A 20,781-nucleotide genomic window follows, 5' to 3' on the forward strand; every position below is an offset into this window, starting at 1 on the left:
GAATCTTGAATATATAGAGCCCATGCATTTCAAAAAAATGAAAAAATCCACCAAGGTATAAGCTGCCTTGGTGGATTTTTTTATCCGTTCGTTTTTTCACTTTCTTTTTCAATAGCCAGCCTCAATACCAACAACGCAAGCAGGACTGTCAGCGGCGTCATGAGCAGCTTTTCTAAATCTGAATTGGAAGCAGCATTGCCCGCTGAATTCAGCACCATAATTCCAAACATAGTCCATAAACCAACATTTACAGTTTTCTTGAATCTGCCTTTTAGAAAATACCCTAATTTCACAGCAACGATCAAAATAAATACCGTTTGTACCAGGAGCGATATCGTTTCAAAAATGATTAAATCTTCTTGACTCTTTAAGCTTCCTCCCCAGACAAAATCATACGGCAGAATGTTCAAGACGATTAAGATATGCATAAAGAGGGCAGCTGTGTTGATGGCAAGTATGATATTCCCCGCCATCCGCATGCCAAGTACTGTTTTCATTGTGCCTCCTCATTCGATTCGGACATGTTTAATCACACTCAGCACGTAACTTCAAAAATGCAATCGATCACCGTCTGTTTTGCTTATATAGGCAGTGCTATTATTTTTCTAAAGGCAACCACTATAACGCTTTCCCTGCTTTAAGTCCTTTTCAGTGTATTCAGCTGCTAAGAGTTTATGTTTAAAAGGACTGCTGGCAGTAAGCAACCGTGAACATACTTCTTACCAGGCCAGTCGAAGGATGTTTCGCACATCCTCTTCATGCAGTTTTACAAAGTTGCCAAGCGGCCCTCTCTCCGTGCCTTTTTTCCCCATTTCATCAATGCGGTCATCACCAATGTCTACCTGTCTCAAAGAAACAGGCATGCCGATTGAATGGAAAAACTGCTTTGTTTTTTCGATGCCTTTCAGCGCTGTTTTTTCAAGATCATTCAAGTCGATTTCTACATCCCATACTCGATGCGCAAATTGAGCAAAACGGTTGAGATCATGTTTGTATACATACGTCATCCATGCCGGGAACACGATCGCAAGCCCCGCACCGTGGGCAATGTCGTAAATGCCGCTGATTTCATGCTCGATGTCATGGCTTCCCCAGTCACCTACACGCCCTGTGCTTAACCAGTCGTTGTGAGCAACCGTTCCCGCCCACATAATCTCTGCACGCGCATCATAATTCTCAGGCTCATCCAAAACCGTATGCGCATTGTTAATAATGGTTTTTAGTGTCGCTTCACAAAGCCGGTCTGTCAGTTCCACGTTTTTCTCATTCGTAAAATATCTTTCCAGTATGTGGGCCATCATATCCGTTATACCGCAGGCAGTTTGATAAGCCGGCAACGTATATGTAAGTTCAGGATTTAAAATGGCAAATTTCGGTCTCATCGAAGGGTGGCCCGTTGCTCTTTTATACCAGCCGTCCTCCGCCGTAATAACCGTACCGTTACTTGTTTCGCTTCCCGCAGCCGGAATAGTAAGAACGACACCAAGCGGGAGGCAGTCTGTAACAGCACTTTTCCCCGTGAAGAAATCCCATACATCTCCCTCATATTTCACACCAGCAGCAATCGCCTTTGCAGAATCAATGACGCTTCCCCCGCCTACCGCCAGAATAAAATCAATATTGTGCTCCCTGCATAGTGAAATACCTTCCCGAACAAGGCTCACTCTCGGATTGGGCTGTACGCCGCCTAATTCAATAATCTCGATTCCCTGCTCCCGCACGGACTGCAAAACTCTATCGTATAAACCGCTTTCTTTAATGCTTCCCCCGCCGTAATGCAAAAGCAGTTTTTTGCCGTATGCAGCAGCTTCTGATCCTACTACTTGTTCCTGCCCTTTTCCAAAAATAACTTTTGTAGCGTTTTGAAATATAAAATCCTGCATTTGCGTATCCTCCCCTAATGTGAATGATTTCCTTAAAACAAGCATTTTTATCGTATCATCAAATTGGCAAAAAGTAGAGGGACCCTTTTCCCGTTCTACTCGCAGCAGGTTGATTTTATTTTCATTTTTCACGTAGCGATATACCTAATTGGCTTTTTGTCCTTCTTATTAATTAAACTGCTTTCCCGCTGGCTGACCAAACTGGCAGAATTCGCTCTACTGTTATTGTCTCATCAATCTTTTAAACTGCTCTATATAAAAAAACACCTCCAAGTTGTTTTCCAGGTAATGACATACCCATTTTTCAACTTGAAGGTGTTTTGATTTGTCTCATTCTACGCTGTCATTCTTTAGATTACAGATGATATTCATTAAAAGTCGACAGTTATTTTTTTTGCTTTTTCAATGACATCTCCATTACCGTGAACAGCGTCACTTGTTAAAATGTCGACAGAAGTGATGTCATTTCCATCTTCAAGAATAAAGCCCATGTTACCTTTTTTAATATCTTTTCCTTGCAGGTCTCCTGTTAACTCTTCAAGGTAAATATCGTCTTCCCACGTTTTATGCTCACCTTTGCTTGTCTGGATAAAGGCAACTGGTGTAAACTGCACAGTCTCATTAGATGTGTTGCTTACTTCAACAGAGACTTTAACGAAATCAAATTCTTCATCGTGTGTATAACCATGGAAAAAGTCAATCATGCTGTAATCCGGAATGAAATGAACCACTTTCACATCTTTGATAAGCATCTCAACAGGGCCCACTTGTACGGTTTTATTTACTTTTTTATATGCTTTGAGTGTCAATTCTCCTTTTGCATCCGTTACCGTCTCGCCGACCTTTACTAAGTGAAGGTCATCTGTTATCTGTGCACTCGGAACATAAATATCTTCATTGGTGGCCAAATCTGCTGTTTCTGTCTGATCAGCTGTTTTTGTTTCTGCCTGTTCTTTAGAAGCTGAGTCTTCTGTTTCCGTACCTGCTGAACAGCCTGCAAGAAGCATCAAAACCAGCCCTAGATACGATAATTTTTTCAAAAGAATCCTCCCCTATATCTTCAGCTTCATAAAAGGGCCCGCTGTCTGTCATAAGAACAGCGTGGCTTTTACTAATGCGTACTTTTATTTATTTTCTGTTTCGCCTAAAAGATCAAAAATGATTTTTGCCTGGTCCGTATTTTCAATTTGTCCGGCAAAGCGCTCTTTGTAAGGTCCATAAGCATAAACTGGAACATCTTCCCCCGTGTGGCCGCCTGTTGTCCAGCCTGTATGGGAACGCTCATTAAAGATTTCTTCAATCGCATTATCAATTTCTGTTACGTTTTTGGAAGCTGCTGCTTTTTCAACCGATTGAATTTCTTCTGCCGTTAGAGCTAAAAGGTTTTGATCAATATTTGCTTTCAACGTTTCTTTCACATTTGCACCTTTTGCAATTTTATCTGCCATAAAGTCAGGTGTGCGTTTTGCTGCTTTAATCGGCTCGCCAAACCAGTTGTATACGCCGTCAGCACCGATTGAATATCCGCCTGTAGAGTGATCCGCTGTAACGACAACAAGGGTATGCTTGTCTTTTTTCGCAAAGTCGATTGCGGCTTTTGCTGCTTTTTCAAAGTCAGCCATCTCACTCATCGCGCCAACGATATCATTGTCATGTCCTGCCCAGTCTACCTGGCTGCCTTCTACCATTAAGAAAAAGCCGTCTTTATCTTTGTTTAAACGGTCAATAGCTGATGAAGTCATTTCTTGAAGAGAAGGAATGTCTTCTGTACGGTCGATCATTTTTGGAAGACCGCCTTGAGCAAATAAACCAAGAACCTGCTCGTCCTTATTGTTTAGCATTTCTTCTTTGTTCGTTACATAGCTGTAGCCGTCTTTTTGGAAAGCTTTTGTTAAATCAACGTCTTTACGTACAAAGTTTGACTGGCCCCCGCCTAAAAGAACATCGATTTTATGCTCGCCGTTAACAAGCTCTTTGTAATAATCATCCGCGATAGCATTCATGTTTTTACGGTTTTCATCATGGGCACCGAATGATGCTGGTGTGGCGTGAGTAATCTCAGAAGTCGCGACAAGTCCTGTTGCTTTTCCTTTTTCTTTCGCCGTTTCAAGAACCGTTTTTACTTCAGATTTATCGTTGTCTACCCCGATGGCTGCGTTGTATGTTTTTACACCTGCAGACATAGCCGTAGCGGCTGAAGCAGAGTCAGTTACGTTTTGCTCTGGGTCTTCCGGGTATGTCATTTGCTGCCCAACAAGATATGGATCAAATTCCGTTTGTTCAACAATGCCTTTTGTAGCCGGGTCATCTTTTAAATAACGGTAAGCGGACGTGTACGAAACACCCATGCCGTCTCCAATTAAGAAGATGACGTTTTTAATTTTGGCGTTGTTATTTTGTTCTGCAGCTTGTGTATCTTTATCTGGAAGCGTTCCAGCAAAGCTGCCCAATGCCAATGTGGACAACACACAAACTGGAATAAGCTTTTTGCTTAATTTCTTTTTAAACAATGGAATAACCTCCAAAATAGTATTTATCTTTGTTGCAAGCAATACTATAAAGGAAGATTGTTAAGTCTTTGTTGAGTAAGGGTAAAAATACATTAAGCTGATGTAAATATTGTTTATTTATTACCTTTTATTTCATTTTCATACACTTTATTCATCCAAAATAGTGTTTAATCTCCAGAAAAAACATGATCTTCATTTGTGTTTACACCTATTAAAGGGGTTAGGTGTATAAAAAATAAATTTACGAATTATTAATCTTCCTAATATACGCTGAGCTGATTCGCTCTACGCTCACGTTACCGGTTGAAAAGAAATCTATATAATAATGTAAATATCCCTCAACCGCAAAAAAGGACAACCAGCAATGATATGGTTGTCCCTTTCGTTTATAAAATCTTTAAATCTTTTTGCTTTGCTGCCCCGTTGTATGTGGGTTTAGCCATTAGCACCCTATACAAAATTAATAACGGTCTGACTGTTATTTTCCAGAAGCCGAGCGCCCAAATTCTTATTAACTTAGACCAGCTTTACCTTTCATTACTCTCTCAAGCACAAAAAAGTATCCGGATTCCTCTTTTCCGCCTTTCAGATCCATAACGCCTAGTACAGTATGATCATCCACTTTTCTAAACATGTCATACATGCCATGCTGATCATAAATCATTGTGGCACTTAAGACGCCTCTATACTCCATCATACGCATTCTCGCTTTGTCTTTTTCGGTTGCGATAAAAGGTGATACAGCTGAAAACAATGGCTTAACCAGAGATCTAGGAATTTTGTCAAATGGCAGGGGCAAAGGGATAAAACCCGGGTTGATCTTATACAATACACCATTATTTTTTTGAAAAACGAGCGGATGGACCGTTTCGGAGTCGATAAATTCCTTGCCAAACCAGTTCACAGATTCAAGCAGTCCATCCATCGGGTGGTTCGTCCTGAACTCCCTGCCCTTCCATAATCCGATCATAAAAGAAAGATCGATACTTTCCAATTGGTCAAAAAATTGAAAGGCTTCCGCCTGCGATATGGGCCTTTCTGCAAGAAACTTTTCCAGCTTTGTGCGGGGATTCATTCATCAGCCTCCTCACTTCTTTTCCCTTTTCTTTCCTCCGTTCGTTTCATTATACCCTTTTTGCGCATAGAAAAAGACCGAGCGGAAACTCAGTCTTTTAGGATACTTTTCTTGGTTCACCGGTAGTTTCTACGTTTTTGCCAGGACTATCCTTACCTACAGCACGCCTGGAAAATACTGTACGGGTAATCTTACTTTTCTGCAGCACTGCCGGCATTTAATCTGCATAAAAACATTTTTCAAATGCACAACAGTCATGCTATGACACCATTCACTATTGGGTTTCCACGGTAAAAGTATACGTACTCGTTGTGACTTTGTCCGGTGCCACAATTTTAATGGTAATTACCTTGCCGTCAGACACAGAAATACGGTTCTCTGAACGATATTCTGCTTTTTTCCCATTTATCGTGATCGACTTGACCTTTGTAGACATAGTTGTAGGAATAAGCGTGATGTTTTTATTCGTCTTAGGCACTTTGATTGTGTAGTTATAGGACCACGGATCAAACTTGTTTGGCAATGAGTTTTCCACAGAGATTGTACTTCCAGCCCAAGAAAAAGGCTTAGAGTCAGGCGCAAACTGGACTGTCTTTCCGACAAGTTCCCCCCCTTCAATTTCAATGTTTGAGAGAACGGAGTATTTCATAAATCCATCCTTGCCATTGTAATTGATTGGGGCTGATGTCAGATATTCTGTATTGTCGCCTTTTATTCCAGGAAGCTTTATGGCAACCCAATTGGTTCCGTCCTTCCACATGTCACCAATAATTGTTGTTCGGCTGTTCGGAGCATCATTATTTCCACGCAAGGTTAGAGAAGTTCCCGCTTCGCCTTTATCAATTACCTGCTGCACGGCTGATTCATAGAGTCCAAGATGACTAGCGTTAAGTGGTAATTCGTCGTGTCCGGTAAAAATCTGAGTAATCTTACCGCCGTCTTTCTTTAAATTAGAATAGGTTTGCTGGGTAAGCGATAGAAAAAGGTCTGTCCGAACTCCTGATACATTTACGTTATCTGCTGAACCCGCCCGGGTGCAGCCATAGATATCGGACGCAAATACAAGGCCATTTTTCTTATCCTGGAGGATAATATCGCTGTGGTCATGCCCTGGCAATGCATATGTGTGGAGTTTAACGCCGCCCAGATCTATGATATCTCCCTCATCAATATTTTTCACCTTGGCCTGATCTTCCGGATCATTTAAGACTTGGACTCCAATTGCAGCCCATCCTCGTTCGTTGACATAGAGGTCGTGGTCGTCAACAAAGTTTGGCGCCTGTGCCATATGATCCCCATGTGCGTGACCAACCACTACAGAATAAGGTTTCTTGGCGATATTTTTATCGATATACTCTTTCAGGTTTTTAACATCAGCCTTAGTTTGCAATGCATCAAACAAGATGCCCTTGTCCTGCCCTTCGACATACCAAGCCATTGGACGAACCGATTCTGAATCATTATAGAGTTGATATACTGCAGGGCTAGTGCTGGTTTTTTCCTTAATAAGAGTATGCTGAAAATCGGCAACCACTGGACGATAGAGATGCCAGGTGAAGGTCTGGACCGGGCTCGTTACCATTCCATCCTTAACCGCGATGGCCTTGTAGACTACTGTCCGTTGAGGTAATTGATTATCTCTCAACATCTCATTAATATGACCTTTCGATTCTACTGTATATACTTCACTGGAAGTAGTTGGTGTCGTGCCGTCCGTTGTATAGTAGATTGTAGCCCCTGGGGTAGGAGTGTACAGTTTGATATAGCGCCGAGGTGCCACAGAGTTTTGCTTCGGTAATGCCTGCACAGGTGTGACCATTGTGCTGGTTATTTTTTTGAAAATCTTATCTACTTCTGATTTCTTGATGGGCTCATCAGGATTAAATGAATTAGGGGTTTTTCCAGACATATAGCCGAGCTCTACTAATGCATTAATGCTTCCTTTAGCATCTGGTCTTATCTCTTCATAGTCAGAGAACGGTGCTGCCTTAGTCGATTCTGGTATTTTAAATGCTTTCACAAAGGTAACGGCAGCATCCTGCCGTGAAATCCCGCTTTGAGGATTAAAATTACCTGATTTGTCTGCGTTTATAATGCCTTCCTCGTAAGCGGCCTCTATTTCCTTGCCATACTTGTCTGTCGTTTTCACGTCATTGAATTGTTTAAGGGGAACTTTCCAAATATCGTTGTAATCACTTGGGTGAGGCCAGGCAAAATAGCTGGAAATCTTTCCGATAAATTCCGCCTTAGTGATGCCACTGCTGCTTTGAGTAATCTTGTCACCGTTCTCAGTAAATGCATAAGGAGAACTTGGCAGCAGCATACTGACCATTAATAATGCTAGGAAAACCTTAATACTTTTTATCCTTTTTAACATAACTTTTCCCCTCCTGTTTTCTTTTCAGAAACATTTTTTCTATGCGTCCATCCCAAGTTCTATCTTTCAGCTAAAAAGTTATCTTTGTTTTATAGCAATCTTTCTCCTAAGTAAATATTTACTTTTACCTTAAGGATCTGTAATCATAATCTGATTATCTGAGTATCTAAAAATAAATCATTAAATTGAAGGTTTGTTACCGGTTTCTTAAGTTAATTATTGTAATGACGTGTTCCTTCTGTATCCATTTTCCAGTGTGAGAACCATTCTTCCCATAATTCCCATACTTCAGATACGATGAAATTATGGGCTCTGCCTTCGGTCTGGGTGTATTTGTACATAGGAGTGTCGTTTTCATCGTACCAAGTGTAAGTGGTATATCTATCCTTTTGCGTTACCACGGCATCATCGATTGTGCCTAAACCGTTTCTGTTAAGCCAGTAGTCTACCGTATTTTTTGTTGGACCATCCTTAGTAGGATCCCAACTCCATATGTCGTGCTCACCAAATAGCAGGTAAGCTGGCATTTTATCTATTTTCCCTTCGGCCGGCCGCAGCAATGGTCCGGAAGTTGTCCCGATTGCAGCGAAGTATTCTGGCAGCACTGTAGTTGCATAGTTTGAAAACATAGAACCTAAAGATTGACCAGTGAGATAACGTCTTCCCGGGTCAATATTATAATCTTTATCAATTTGTTTAACGACTTCTTCAAGAAATACAAAGTCATTTTGTTTAGCAGGATCATAATTGACGTTCCAGGTTACCTCAGTGGACGAATTGTACTGTTCGCTTGGCATAACAAGCATAAAACCATATTTATCGGCTGCTTCCCACCAGTGGCTGGCATCAAAAAATACGCGGGCTGTTTGTGTGTTTCCTGCAAGAGCAAAGACAACAGGAATATCTTTTTTAGGCGCGGAGTCAGGTGTGTACACTAGATACTCTCGAGTGTAGCCGTCCAGAACCATTTTCTTCACTTCGACGTCCATTGCTTCGTAGTCAGGTCTTACACCAAGGACGTTGCCGTTGACAGTTGTATTATCATAACGTGTATAGTAGGAGAGAAAATCGTACATTTTCTTAGTGAACCCATTCGTGTAAATGCTCCTGCCTCCTTTTTCGAGAACGGCCACTTTAGAAAGGACATCACTATAGGAGGTCACGATACTTTCGGAATCTTTGTCCTGCATAAAGACTGTACTGCCCACTAGCCCGCTCGGTGATTTAGTGCCCACTGCGGTAACGTCATTAGCTTCCTTCCAATACTCAATCATGTTTTTCACAGAATTCAGATCATTGTTCACAAACCAAGTTGGTACAGGAACCTCACTATAAGAGATCTTATCATTTTCGGAAAATGTCTTAGAGCCCGTCCCTGTAATAAAATCTGCATCTAGATCTCCCGTTTCAACAAAGACCGAGCTAATCACGGACAGAGGGTTCTCCATGGCCCAAGCTTGGAGGGCAGTACCGCCTTCACCATAACCCGCCAAGTAAAATAGCCCAAATGTGTTGTAATATTTAGTATCCCTTAGCACTTTGAAGGCTTGCTCCATATAGGCACGTTCTTCCTCAACAGTACCCCAGCCATCGTCGCCGGGCTCCAAAATGAATAGCCCTTCCGATTTTTCATTAGCGATATCAAGCCAGCCGCTGGTCTTAAGAAACTCTTCCGTAGTCATACCTTCTGGAACAGTGAGAACCGTGAAGTAATCACGCACTGTCGTATCTGGAGCGATATAAACTTTGACCACACGGGTTTCGTTCCCAACAGTGACATTACGAGTAAAATAGCCTGTCAGTGGCAACTTGTTGCCTAGTGTAATATCTATGGGGGGCTTTTCCATGCCATCTAAGGAGGTAGCTTCTAGGCTTACTTTTGTTTTTACTTGTTGATTGTCATTCGCTTTTTGTAGTGTATCTATCCCTTTTAAGTGATTTGAATCATTTGCTCCTGCTGAAACTGGAATAATATTACTCAACGTCATCAGTGACACAGCAATAGATACGATATACGTTTGTTTTTTCATTCTGTTCCCCTTCCCTATATTGATTCCGTTACACAAAAACTTGTTGAATAGATATTCAGCCTTTAACCCCTTACATACAACTCACCTCCTTAAAAAGTTAACCAATATATATAAAAATTTTTTTCAAAGAAGCTTACCATTTATAAAAGTCTCCACTAATTAAATGTCATTTTGTAATCGCTTACATAATTATAATTGAATAATAATCAGCTGTTTTTGTGCTCATTCTCCTTCTTTAGAGGAGTAAGCCTAAAATGCTGGCTTGTAAAATAAGCCAGCATTTTAGGACCAGAACTTTCGCTATTTACATATAGTTTCCTGTCCTTTTAAAAAATCAATTAATTTTTTTGGCTTTTTCAACACGGTATCCATGCAATTGATGCTGTGAAAAATAGGATTTTGCCGCTTTCAAACACTGCTGGGCAAATTTCTCGTATCCCATTTCCTTCAATCGTTTGGTATGGGGCAATTCGATAGAATAGGGCATGGCCGGCAGCCGGTTTATAATAGCTGCCACCTCAATTCCCCCTTCTCCTACATACGAACGTTCTTCTCGAAGAATGCGGGTCATTTCTTCCCGGGATTTTGGGATAGCCGCCGGGGCATCACATAAGTGAAGAAACCGGAACCAATCCCGCGGCAGGTGATCCAAATCCTCCACTTTTTCTTTTGAGCGATGAAAATGATGAACATCAATCATCAGTCCGGCATTTTTTTGTTTGGCCGCTTTTAATATATCTACGGCTCCTGCCAGCGTCGATACGCTGGCAATCGGCACAAATTCTAGTTCGACAGTAAGCCCAAACGAGTCTGCAAGTTCACACAACTCTGCGAAGCGTTCGATTGCAAAAGATCTATCATCTGTCCAAATGCTGCTAAGTACATGGCGTCCGCCGAGCTCAGCTGCTACTTCCATTGCAGGAAGATAGCTTTTCGGCTCTGTTCCATCGCAAATTCTTGCAAGTTCGATATCAAGGAGCTTCATCCCCGTCTCAGCCATCGCTTTCTTCGTTTCTCTTAACAGCAATTTGCTTTCCGTTAAAGAAACTGCAGGCTCTCCAGGCACTCCCATGTGAATAGGTCTAAAGCTGACAAAATCGTAACCGGTTCTTGAAGCAATAAACGTCATCTCAGGCGGCAGACAGCCAAGTACAGTCAGGTAGGCAAGAGAAAATTGTGGAGCCATCTTTCTTCCTCCAATCGTACATTTTGTAAATATAGCTTAGTTTGTCGCCACGTGGTGAACGGTTTTGCCCGGTGAGTAAATATCCATGATGTTCCAATGCCCTGCGGTTGGCACTGGATTATTCAGCATAGCCACATCAATGACAACTGGTTTGTTGGCTGCAATCGCAGCCTCAAGAGCTGGCTTAAACTCCTCTGCTTTTTCAATTTTCACGCCTTCTATGCCATATGCGCGGGCAATTGCCGCAAAATCTGGTGAATACGGCTGGCCATCTTTTTCGAATAATGTGCCCAGTGTGGTACCGTAGTGGGCTTTTTGAAGACCGGCAATCGTACCAAAGGCAAAATTGTTCATAATCACCCAGATAACCGGTATATTTTCTTCTGCTGCTGTGGCAAGAAGCGCTGGGTTTTGTCCAAAACCGCCGTCACCCACAAGAGACACAACTACACGGTCAGGATGAGCGACTTTAACACCCAGTGCAGCTGGAGCGCCAAAGCCCATCGTCGCAAAACCGCCCGGAGTAAAAATGGTGCCTGGTTCTAAAATATCAAACTGCTGGCCGACGCCGTTTTTATTCCAGCCAACATCTGTTGTGATAAAGGCGTCACGTGGCAGCACTTCGCGCACTTCTGCTAAAATCCGCTGAGGCTGCATTGGAAAGCTGTTATCTTTAATAAACTCTTCATTGCTCTCTTTAAACGCTTGCTTATTCGCGGCGATCTCAGCCTTCAGCGCTTCATTTCGGCGGCCTTCTGGCGCTATTTTCTTTGCTACTCGGTTCAACACTGTTAATGCTTGTTTTAAATCTGCCACTGCACCCATCTCGACTGGATAGTTGCGGCCAATTTCGCTTGCTTCAATATCGATTTGAATTAGTTTGGTCGGCGGAAAATGAAAGGTATACTCGTCTTCCCATGAGCTGCTGTCCGCTTCGGCAAAACGAGTGCCAAGAGCTAACATATAATCGGCTTCTTTACATTTATTGTTGATAAACTCGGTGCCCCAGAAGCCAGTCATGCCAAGCACAAGTGGGTTATCGTCAGCTACCGCCCCTTTGCCCATTAGTGAATGCGCTACCGGAAAATCAAAGTGATTGACAAACTCAGCCAATTCTTCTGCTGCATCTGCAAGCAGCACGCCGCCGCCCGCGTAAACAACCGGGTTTTTCGCATCAAGAAGAGCATTAATAATCGTTTCTGCTGTGTCTTCATCGATAGACGGTTTTTGAAGTGCCTTCGTATGGTGTTTTTGTTTTTCAAACAGCTCTGGGTCAATTTCTTTTGAAAAAATATCCATTGGAACAGATACAAGTACCGGTCCTGGCGTGCCTGTCTCAGCCAGCTGGAATGCTTTCTCTAAAATTTCCGGCAGGAGATGCGCACTGTCTACACGCCATGCGCGTTTTACGAAAGGACGGTAAATTTCATACTGTGTCGCATCCGCGTGAAGGTTTATCTCCTGATGTGGATGCTTCCCGTAGTAATGGCTTGGCACATCGCCGGCAATGACAACCATTGGAATACAATCCATGGCTGCATTTGCCACCCCGGTTGCGGCATTTGTCATGCCCGGCCCCACATGGCTTAACACAACAGATGTCTGCTTTTTCGCACGCGCATATCCGTCTGCGGCATGGGAAGCCACTTGTTCATGACGTACGTTAACAAATTTAATTGAACTTTTTTCAAGCTCTGTTAAAACAGCAATATTGGTGTGCCCGCACAGTCCAAAAATATGTTCTACACCACGGTCTTCTAAATATTTAACGAGTTGACGAGAAATCAGTTCTTTCATTGATGAAAGCCCTCCTTAAAGTTCAAAATAATTTTGGCGTATTGCCCTGAGACGGCCGCTTCATATGCACGCTCATATTCTTTAAGCGGAATGATATCCGCAATAATAGGATCAATTGTGAATTCCGGCAGCTTCAAGTATTCTGCACTTTCCGAGAAATCAGCCGGGAAGTTGTAAATGATGCTTCCATGAATAGAAATTTCATTGCGGACGATTTTCAGGATCGGCAGTGTGGCTTCATCCGTTAAGCCAATTAAAACAACCTCACCGCCCGGTTTTACAAGATCTACAGCCTGCTCAACTGCCTGTCTGACACCGGCCGCCTCAATCACAACATCAAATTTCATCTTTTCTGGCACAGCAGCTGGAACAAACGTCTGAATATCACCGTACACAGAAACCTTTTGTAATTTTTCTTTATTGATGTCAATAGCTGTAATATTTGCACCGAGGTGAGCAGCAAGTGCAATGGCAAGCTGTCCTTCTGTTCCGCAGCCAATGATTGCAACGGAGGCGCCTTTTGTAATGTTCGCTCGTTTAAAAGCGTGAATGACAACTGCAAAAGGCTCAATTAACACAGCACGCTCATCCGATAATTCATCCGGGACAGGCAAAATATATTTAGCAGGCACCGTAAATTCTTCTGAGAAGCCACCGTCTGTGTTGACACCAAGAGATTTTTTAAAAGCACAAAGATTGGTTTTTCCTTTTTGACACTGTTCACACTCACCACAATAGGAGTTTGGCTGTACCACAACGCGTGTACCGATTGGAATATCCACTTTTTCTCCAGCTTCAATGACCATTCCAAGCAGCTCATGTCCCGGGATAAGCGGATAAGAGGCATGAGCAACTTTCCCTTTATACACACCAATATCGGATCCGCAGATGCCGCCGTAAATTAATTTGAGTTTTACTTCATCCTGTTTCGGCGCCGGGGCACTGCTTTCTTGTAAAGAAATCTCCCCAGGACCTGATATATGGAGACTGCGCATTTTATTCACCGCTGTACGTTTGTTAAGTTTTCTCTCTAAAATACTCATAGGCTCACACCGGAAGCTGAAGCACGATCATTTTTGATTCCGTCATGTCTTCAACCGCGAAACGTGGGCCCTCACGCCCAATACCGCTGTTTTTCACGCCTCCATACGGCCAGTGATCCAGGCGGAAATTGGAAGTTCCATTAATTACAACTCCCCCAACAGCCAGTTCATGTGCCGCCTTATAGGCAAGATCGAGCTGATTTGTGAAAATACCTGCCTGAAGACCGAAATCTGAATCATTCGCTTCTGAGATGGCTTCTTCGATTCTTTCATAAGGAAGAATGCTGACGATTGGGCCAAATACCTCCTGGCAGACAACATTCGTTGTTTTAGGCGGATTTAGCAAAATCGTTGGCTGAACACTAGCACCGTTCTGTTTGCCTCCTGAGACAACTTCGGCTCCATCTTTTACAGCTAGATCGATCCAATTAACGATACGGTCAGCTGCCTGCTCATTGACTAACGTGCCCACATCAGTTGATGGGTCAAGAGGATCGCCTACTTTCAGCTTTTCTACTTCGTTTTTCAAAAGCTCCTTAAACTGGGGAACGACTGATTGATGCACATAAATACGCTGAACAGAGATACAGCTCTGTCCCGAGTTGCTGAAGCCGGTACGCGCACACATGGCTGCTGCCCGCTTCAAATCAGCGTCATCATGAATGATTGTCGCCGCATTACCACCGAGTTCTAACAGTACTTTTTTCATTCCGGCAATTGAACAAATATTGCGGCTGGCTACCGTACCTCCCGTAAATGAAATAATGTTCACACGATCATCTTTTACAATGGCCTGCCCGCTTTCCACTCCGCCGAGAATCATGTTTACTGCATTTAATGGAAGACCGGCTTCATGCAAAAGTTTCAATAAAGCGCTTGCAATTAAAGAAGTTTGAGGCGCCGGCTTTAAAATTGTACTGTTTCCTGCAGCAAACGCCGGGCCTACTTTATGACAAACAAGGTTTAATGGAGCATTAAAAGGAGTAATAGCGGCAATTACGCCTACTGGAACACGAAACGTCACAGCGATTGCTTGTTCTCCACGTTCGGAAGCATCTCCAGGCATGCTCTGCCCATGCAGCCGTTTGGCTTCTTCTCCTGACAGCTCCAGTGTTTCAATGGAGCGGGATACTTCATCCAGCGTGTTTTTCAGTGGTTTGCCAAGTTCTAATGAAATTAATGTTGCAAACTCTTCTTTTCGCTCCTCTAGAAGAAAAGCGGCTTTCTTTAAAATACGAGCCCGTTTATGTGCCGGGATGGCCGCAATTTCTTTTTTGGCTTCAAATGCAGCTTGTAGTGCTTGTTCTGTATCTTCCATTGTTGCGAGTACTTGATGCCCAATAACCTCTCCAGAATATGGACTTTTCACTTCTATGACTTCCCGATTTCCTTCTAGCCACTCACCATTTACAAACGGCTGAGCTTTTTTAAGTTCTGTCATAAGGGCCGTTTGTTGGTTTTTCAATTCTGCCATATGGATCACCTGCTTTTATAAATTTTTCATGTTATTAGATCGATCTAATAGAAAGCCTTTTTTTAGATCGATCCAATAATCGACCTAATAACATCGCTTTCATGTAAGCGTTAACAACATCTTATAACAGCTTAACGTTTTATGCAATACTTTTTATACAATTTTTATTAAATTTTTAATGCATGGACGAAAACGAATAATTTTGTTAGGTTTATAAAGTAGATCGATCTAGAAAGAAGGTATACTATGGTTTTACTCCTTTATACATCCTTGATTGTACTTTACATTCTGTCTGTTTTTTTTGATGCTTCTTTTCTCCACTACATTGTAGGAATAGCAGCCTTTATGACATTACTAACTGCTGCATTCCGGGCAAAAGGGCTGTACTTCTACTCCGGGCTTCTGTTTTTTCTCATTGGATCTGTACTTTTTATTATGCAGGATCTTCCCTGGTATCACTTTTTTTTATATTTTGATTCAATGCTCGGTGTAATGTCCCTTTTTCTTGTACTGCCTTTTTTAAATTCTATTATCCGAACCGGACATTATGATACGAATCTAAACATTCTGCTTCGCCGGAATGTTCAAGGGTTTGAGAAGTTATATCGGCGCAGTTTTCTTGTATCCCATGTGCTTGGCTTGTTTTTAAACGTTGCCACGATTCCGCTGCTAAAAAACACACTTCATCCTACCTTAAAACAGTTTCCAAGAGAAAAAGCACAAGCTTTTCTTTCTCAAAGCCTTCTTCGCGGCTATGCTCTTTGTTTATCATGGAGCCCGATGGAAGTCATGGTCATTACATCACTCGATATCACTGGAAAAACCTACATTGAAATTGTTCTGGCCATGTTAATCCTTGTTTTTCTTTTTACTGCCGCTGATTATACGATTTCGTTTTTTAAGTATCGCACATTTGGCTTACACATCGCGGATTCTTTACAGAAAAAATCAAATGTCACGCGGAAATTGCTTCAAATGGGCGGCATGCTTTTGCTTTTTGTCTGCTTAGCCTCTATATTTCAGCATTACTTTCAAACAGGCTACCTGCTTTCTGTTGTGATCGTAATTATTCCTATTTCATTATTATGGGCTTGTTTAATTAAAAAGCAAAAACGGTATCTTAAAATCACGATACCGCACTGGAAAGAACGTACAAGAGGCCTTTCCAATTACTTTTTTATGTTTTTAAGCGCTGGTTTATTTGTGAATATGCTTTCTGAATCTCACACGTTGTCTTTTTTACAAGATATGTTTTACAGCGTTTCTCATCAAACACTATTTTTTTATGTTTTGATTGGCCTATACTTTTTCGTGACGTCGCTTGTCGGCTTTCACCCGCTTGTTTCCATTACCCTTTTAGGAGAGCTGCTGAAGCCTTCCTTGCCCGATGCATCATCTATTTCACTTACCATTGTGCTGATTACCTGCAGCCTGGCAACTGTGATGTACAGTCCTTTTAATTTATCGGTTTCTATCCTGTCGGACCTTTTGCGTATCAATCCATTTAAAATTGTACGGTGGAACCTCCCGTTTGCGTTACTTTATATGAGTGTAAGTATTTTCGTTGCTTATACGATAGGACTGCTTCTTTAACGCAAGGAAAAGGCTGAGTGTTGAGGCCTGAAGGAAGAGAACACCGTACTTTTCCAATTCTTTATATTCATTAAAAAAGCGATTCCGGGTGGAATCGCTTTTTTGTCTTGTATGGAAGAGGCAGAAGCGACAAAAGACTTATCCCAGCTTTACCTGTCCTTCCGGTTTTGGACTAAGCATGGAACAAGGGCCTGCTTGAAGCATATAACTGCTGCTGTCTGTTTTTCCAAGTAGCTGCTGGACTTCTTTTGCTGCATCAATCATTTTTGCTAAGTCAATCCCTGTTTCAATGCCCATTTCCTCAAATCCGTGTACAAGATCCTCAGAGGCAATGTTTCCTGATGCTCCAGGAGCATACGGGCAGCCGCCTAACCCCGCAATTGAACTATCAAAATGAATCACACCCTGCTGCAAAGCGGCAACCGCATTGGCAAAAGCCATGCCGCGCGTATTATGAAGATGCATTGAAAACGTCATCGCAGGAAACTGTTCTGTTAATCGGCCAAGATAACTGTAGACTTGACGTGGATTAGCCATACCTGTTGTATCGGCCAGCGATACCTCTTGAATTCCCATTTTAGTATATCGATCTAATATAACCGCCAGGCGATCGACAGGAACAATTCCTTCATACGGGCAGCCAAAGGCCACTGAAATGGAGCCTCCCACTGTTACTCCATGTTTCTCCGCTAATGCAATAATAGGTTCTAACGCATTCTGGGCTTCTTCTACTGTCGCATTTGCATTTGAAAGACTATGAGAATCTGTTGCAGACAGCATGAGTTTTAATTTTTTAATTCCCACGTCAATGGCACGCTGCGCTCCTCTTGCATTTGGGACGAGTGCCCGGAATTTAATATTGGTTAAATCCTGTGTGCGTGTGACAACTTCTTCTGCATCTTTCAATTGAGGAATGGCTTTTGGATGAACAAATGAAGTAATTTCCATTGACTGTATACCTGTGCGGGCCAGTTTTCGAATAATCTCTATTTTAGTCTCTGTCGGTATCCAGTCGTGTTCTGCCTGAAATCCATCACGCGGCGCTACTTCACAAATTACGGCTTTAGAAGGGATCTGTAAATCAGTCATCAATTAAATAACTCCTTTCGCTTTTAAGTCAGCCATTTCGGCTTCAGACAATCCTAATTTCCCGACTAATATTTCTTCATTATGCTCACCAAGTTCCGGTGCCCGGTAGCGGATGGCACCTGGTGTATCAGAAAAGTTTGGTACAACATTTGGAACTTTTACTTTGCCAAGACGCGGATGCTCTACTTCTACAATGTTTTGGCGGGCTGCGTAGTGCGGGTCATTAAAAATATCTTCAATACTTAAAATAGGACTCACCGGTACCCCAAAGTTGTCGAGCTTTTCCTGAAGTTCTTTTTGTGTAAACCCTTTAATAAATTCACGCACAATTTCTTGTACTTCTTCATCATTCTGCAGACGAACCGCATTTGTATAGTACCGCTCATCCTCCAGCATATCTGTACGTTCCATTGCCGCTGCCAGGCGGTCAAAAGTAGAATCGGTACTGCAGACGAGCACGACGTATTTGCCATCTTTCGTTTCGTATGTTCCGGCTGGGCTTGAATGACCGGCAAGGCCTGGGCTTCTGCCGCGCACTTTGTCGTTTTGATCATACTCGGCGATTAAAAACTCAAGCATACGGAAAATCGATTCGTACAATCCCATTTCTACAACCTGGCCTTGTGCTTCTTCATGTGTATCCCGGTGGTAAAGAGCACTCACAGCTGCAAACGCCACATAAATGCCGGTAATGTAGTCAAGCAGAGAATAGGATGGACTGACCGGCGGGCGGTCTGGATAGCCCTGTAAATACGTATGTCCGCTGAACGCCGTACCTGGTGTTCCAAATCCAGCTTTTTCACGATACGGGCCGGTCTGGCCATAACCCGAAACACGCACCATGACCAGGTTTGGGTTAACCGCTTTCAAAACGTCATATCCAAGACCCCATTTTTCAAGCGTTCCTGGCCGGAAGTTTTCAATGAGTATGTCGATATCTTTAATTAATTTCAGGAAAATGGCCGTTCCTTCTTCTGAATGAATATTAAGGGTAATGGACTTTTTATTGCGGGCAAGACCCGGCCAGCGCAGCGGTTCACCATCTTTCCATGGTCCGACGGTACGAAGAGTATCTCCTTTATTCGGCAGTTCGACTTTTGTTACTTCTGCTCCCAAATCTGCCAGCAGTGTAGCACCAAACGGCGCAGCGATCATCGTAGAAATATCTAAAATCTGTACACCCGTTAATGGGCCGAAATTTTTCCGTGACATATTAACCTCTCTCCTTTAATGACATTTTCTCGTCTGTGCAGCAGGTCAACTTTGATCAAATGCCGGATCTGCAGCACAACCTTTTCATAGCCTCACTTTTCAATTTCAATTCGCTTTACTTCTCCAACCACAAAGATATAGGTGAGAGCTCCAATTAATGCAACTACACCAACAAAAACAATAGCGCCGTTAAAAGAACCTGTTTGACTGACAATCATTCCAATGACAATCGGTGTAACTATCGCTGATAAGTTACCAGCGAGGTTAAAGACCCCACCTGCTAATCCAACGAGCTCTTTAGGGGCAATATCGGAAACAAGTGTCCATGTAATGGCGGACATTCCCTGGGCAAAAAAAGCAAACGACATAACCGCGATAACCAAACCAATAGAAGTTGTATAATTTGCTGCTATAATTGTGCAAGCGCCAAGCAGGCCGAGAATAACCGGTGTTTTACGTGCTTTGCTAACAGATACACCTTTCTTTACCATCCAGTCCGACCAGTAGCCGCCAACGAGAACCCCAATTCCGGCCGCAATATATGGAACCGACCCTACAAATCCTGCTTTTAATAGCGTGATCCCTTTTTCCTGTACCAGATAGCTTGGAAACCAGGTCAGAAAAAAGTAAAGAGTCGATGTAACGGCAAACTGTCCTATGTAAATGCCCCAAAATTGTCGGTATTTAAATAGGTGCCGTGCTTTTGACCAGGTAATTTTCTGCCTCTCTGGCACCTGATCCGCCAGGCCGCCGCCGTCCCGAATATACGCTAGTTCTTCCTCATTCACATACTTGCTGTCTTTTGGTTCCCGGTAAAATGCAAACCAAACCGCCGCAAATAGAATACCGATCACCCCAGTTACTAAAAAAATAGACTGCCAGCCAAATGAAGACAGCAGCCAGAATAGAAATGGCGTGGCTACTGCAAGCCCAACATATTCCCCTGCTGTATAAACACCTGTGGCAAGCGCTCGTTCACGCTGAGGGAACCAGGCAGCTACCACCCGGCTGTTGGCCGGAAAAGCCGGTGATTCAGAAAGCCCAAGACCGAGCCTCAGCCCAAACAACGTCCCAAAATTTTTAGCGAACCCTTGAAAAAGTGTAAAAAGCGAAAATAGAATCAGGGATACCCCATACACCAGCCGTGGTCCAAATCGGTCAATCAGCCAGCCGCCCGGTATTTGCATAAATGCATACGTCCAGCCGAAGGCAGATAAAATGAGCCCGAGCATGGCCGCATCGAGTCCAAGATCATCCTGAATAGCAGAAGCAGCTACTGCCATGTTGGTGCGGTCCAAATAATTAATAGCGGTACCAAAAAACAGCAGTGTCAACATGATGAAACGGGCACGGGTCGGTTTCTTCTTACGAAGAGGTTCCGGCAATGTACTATGTTTCAATGGATAACTCATTGTTACACCTCCAAAAAATTAAACGCTTACAACTTTGGATTACTTGTACAACCATTATTTTTTCAATAACCTGCTCGTACAGCCAAGGATTCTCTTCTTT

The 20,781-nt window shown here is 42.8% G+C and carries 15 protein-coding genes; 1 reads left to right on the forward strand and 14 read right to left on the reverse strand.

Annotation, left to right across the window (positions count from 1 at the left end):
* Window positions 1-80 precede the first annotated feature (80 nt).
* From RG959_RS14480 to RG959_RS14530, 11 genes are all read right to left on the reverse strand, one after another.
* A complete protein-coding gene (locus RG959_RS14480; protein ID WP_342797703.1) occupies window positions 81-497 on the reverse strand; it encodes a hypothetical protein in 417 nt (138 codons plus the stop codon).
* Between the two features lie 222 nt (window positions 498-719).
* Window positions 720-1,883 carry an iron-containing alcohol dehydrogenase gene (locus RG959_RS14485; RefSeq protein WP_342797704.1) on the reverse strand — a complete coding sequence of 388 codons (1,164 nt, stop codon included), beginning with the start codon at window positions 1,881-1,883 and terminating at the stop codon, window positions 720-722.
* Between the two features lie 371 nt (window positions 1,884-2,254).
* Complete coding sequence (locus RG959_RS14490) at window positions 2,255-2,923, reverse strand: DUF4352 domain-containing protein (RefSeq protein ID WP_342797705.1); 669 nt, start codon at window positions 2,921-2,923, stop codon at window positions 2,255-2,257.
* Between the two features lie 84 nt (window positions 2,924-3,007).
* Window positions 3,008-4,393 (reverse strand): alkaline phosphatase family protein, encoded by a 1,386-nt coding sequence (locus RG959_RS14495; protein ID WP_342797706.1) that lies wholly within the window; start codon window positions 4,391-4,393, stop codon window positions 3,008-3,010.
* Between the two features lie 511 nt (window positions 4,394-4,904).
* Window positions 4,905-5,468, reverse strand: coding sequence for a DUF4334 domain-containing protein (locus RG959_RS14500; RefSeq protein WP_342797707.1), 564 nt, complete (start codon window positions 5,466-5,468; stop codon window positions 4,905-4,907).
* A 274-nt stretch (window positions 5,469-5,742) separates the two neighbouring features.
* Complete coding sequence (locus RG959_RS14505; RefSeq protein ID WP_342797708.1) at window positions 5,743-7,845, reverse strand: S-layer homology domain-containing protein; 2,103 nt, start codon at window positions 7,843-7,845, stop codon at window positions 5,743-5,745.
* A 212-nt stretch (window positions 7,846-8,057) separates the two neighbouring features.
* Window positions 8,058-9,875, reverse strand: a complete 1,818-nt coding sequence (locus tag RG959_RS14510) for a CE1 family esterase (protein WP_342797709.1) — start codon at window positions 9,873-9,875, stop codon at window positions 8,058-8,060.
* Between the two features lie 334 nt (window positions 9,876-10,209).
* Window positions 10,210-11,061, reverse strand: coding sequence for a sugar phosphate isomerase/epimerase family protein (locus tag RG959_RS14515; RefSeq protein ID WP_342797710.1), 852 nt, complete (start codon window positions 11,059-11,061; stop codon window positions 10,210-10,212).
* 36 nt (window positions 11,062-11,097) lie between these two features.
* Window positions 11,098-12,858, reverse strand: coding sequence for a thiamine pyrophosphate-binding protein (locus RG959_RS14520; RefSeq protein WP_342797711.1), 1,761 nt, complete (start codon window positions 12,856-12,858; stop codon window positions 11,098-11,100).
* A complete protein-coding gene (locus tag RG959_RS14525) occupies window positions 12,855-13,901 on the reverse strand; it encodes a zinc-dependent alcohol dehydrogenase (RefSeq protein ID WP_342797712.1) in 1,047 nt (348 codons plus the stop codon). The genes RG959_RS14520 and RG959_RS14525 overlap by 4 nt, the downstream gene beginning before the upstream one ends.
* 4 nt (window positions 13,902-13,905) lie before the next feature.
* The gene (locus RG959_RS14530; protein ID WP_342797750.1) at window positions 13,906-15,342 is read right to left on the reverse strand and encodes an aldehyde dehydrogenase family protein; all 1,437 of its coding nucleotides are present in this window, start codon (window positions 15,340-15,342) and stop codon (window positions 13,906-13,908) included.
* A gap of 279 nt (window positions 15,343-15,621) precedes the next feature.
* On the opposite strand from RG959_RS14530, the gene RG959_RS14535 reads away from it, so the two are divergent.
* Window positions 15,622-16,968, forward strand: a complete 1,347-nt coding sequence (locus RG959_RS14535) for a hypothetical protein (protein WP_342797713.1) — start codon at window positions 15,622-15,624, stop codon at window positions 16,966-16,968.
* A 138-nt stretch (window positions 16,969-17,106) separates the two neighbouring features.
* On the opposite strand, the gene RG959_RS14540 is transcribed toward RG959_RS14535, so the two are convergent.
* From RG959_RS14540 to RG959_RS14550, 3 genes are all read right to left on the reverse strand, one after another.
* Window positions 17,107-18,057 carry a hydroxymethylglutaryl-CoA lyase gene (locus RG959_RS14540; RefSeq protein ID WP_342797714.1) on the reverse strand — a complete coding sequence of 317 codons (951 nt, stop codon included), beginning with the start codon at window positions 18,055-18,057 and terminating at the stop codon, window positions 17,107-17,109.
* Between the two features lie 3 nt (window positions 18,058-18,060).
* The gene (locus RG959_RS14545; RefSeq protein ID WP_251271855.1) at window positions 18,061-19,269 is read right to left on the reverse strand and encodes a CaiB/BaiF CoA transferase family protein; all 1,209 of its coding nucleotides are present in this window, start codon (window positions 19,267-19,269) and stop codon (window positions 18,061-18,063) included.
* 92 nt (window positions 19,270-19,361) lie between these two features.
* Window positions 19,362-20,681: an MFS transporter gene (locus RG959_RS14550; protein WP_342797715.1), complete on the reverse strand. Its 1,320-nt coding sequence runs from the start codon at window positions 20,679-20,681 to the stop codon at window positions 19,362-19,364.
* Window positions 20,682-20,781 lie beyond the last annotated feature (100 nt).

The organism is Domibacillus sp. 8LH, from assembly GCF_038806185.1.
In the GTDB taxonomy this organism is placed as follows: domain Bacteria; phylum Bacillota; class Bacilli; order Bacillales; family Domibacillaceae; genus Domibacillus; species Domibacillus indicus_A.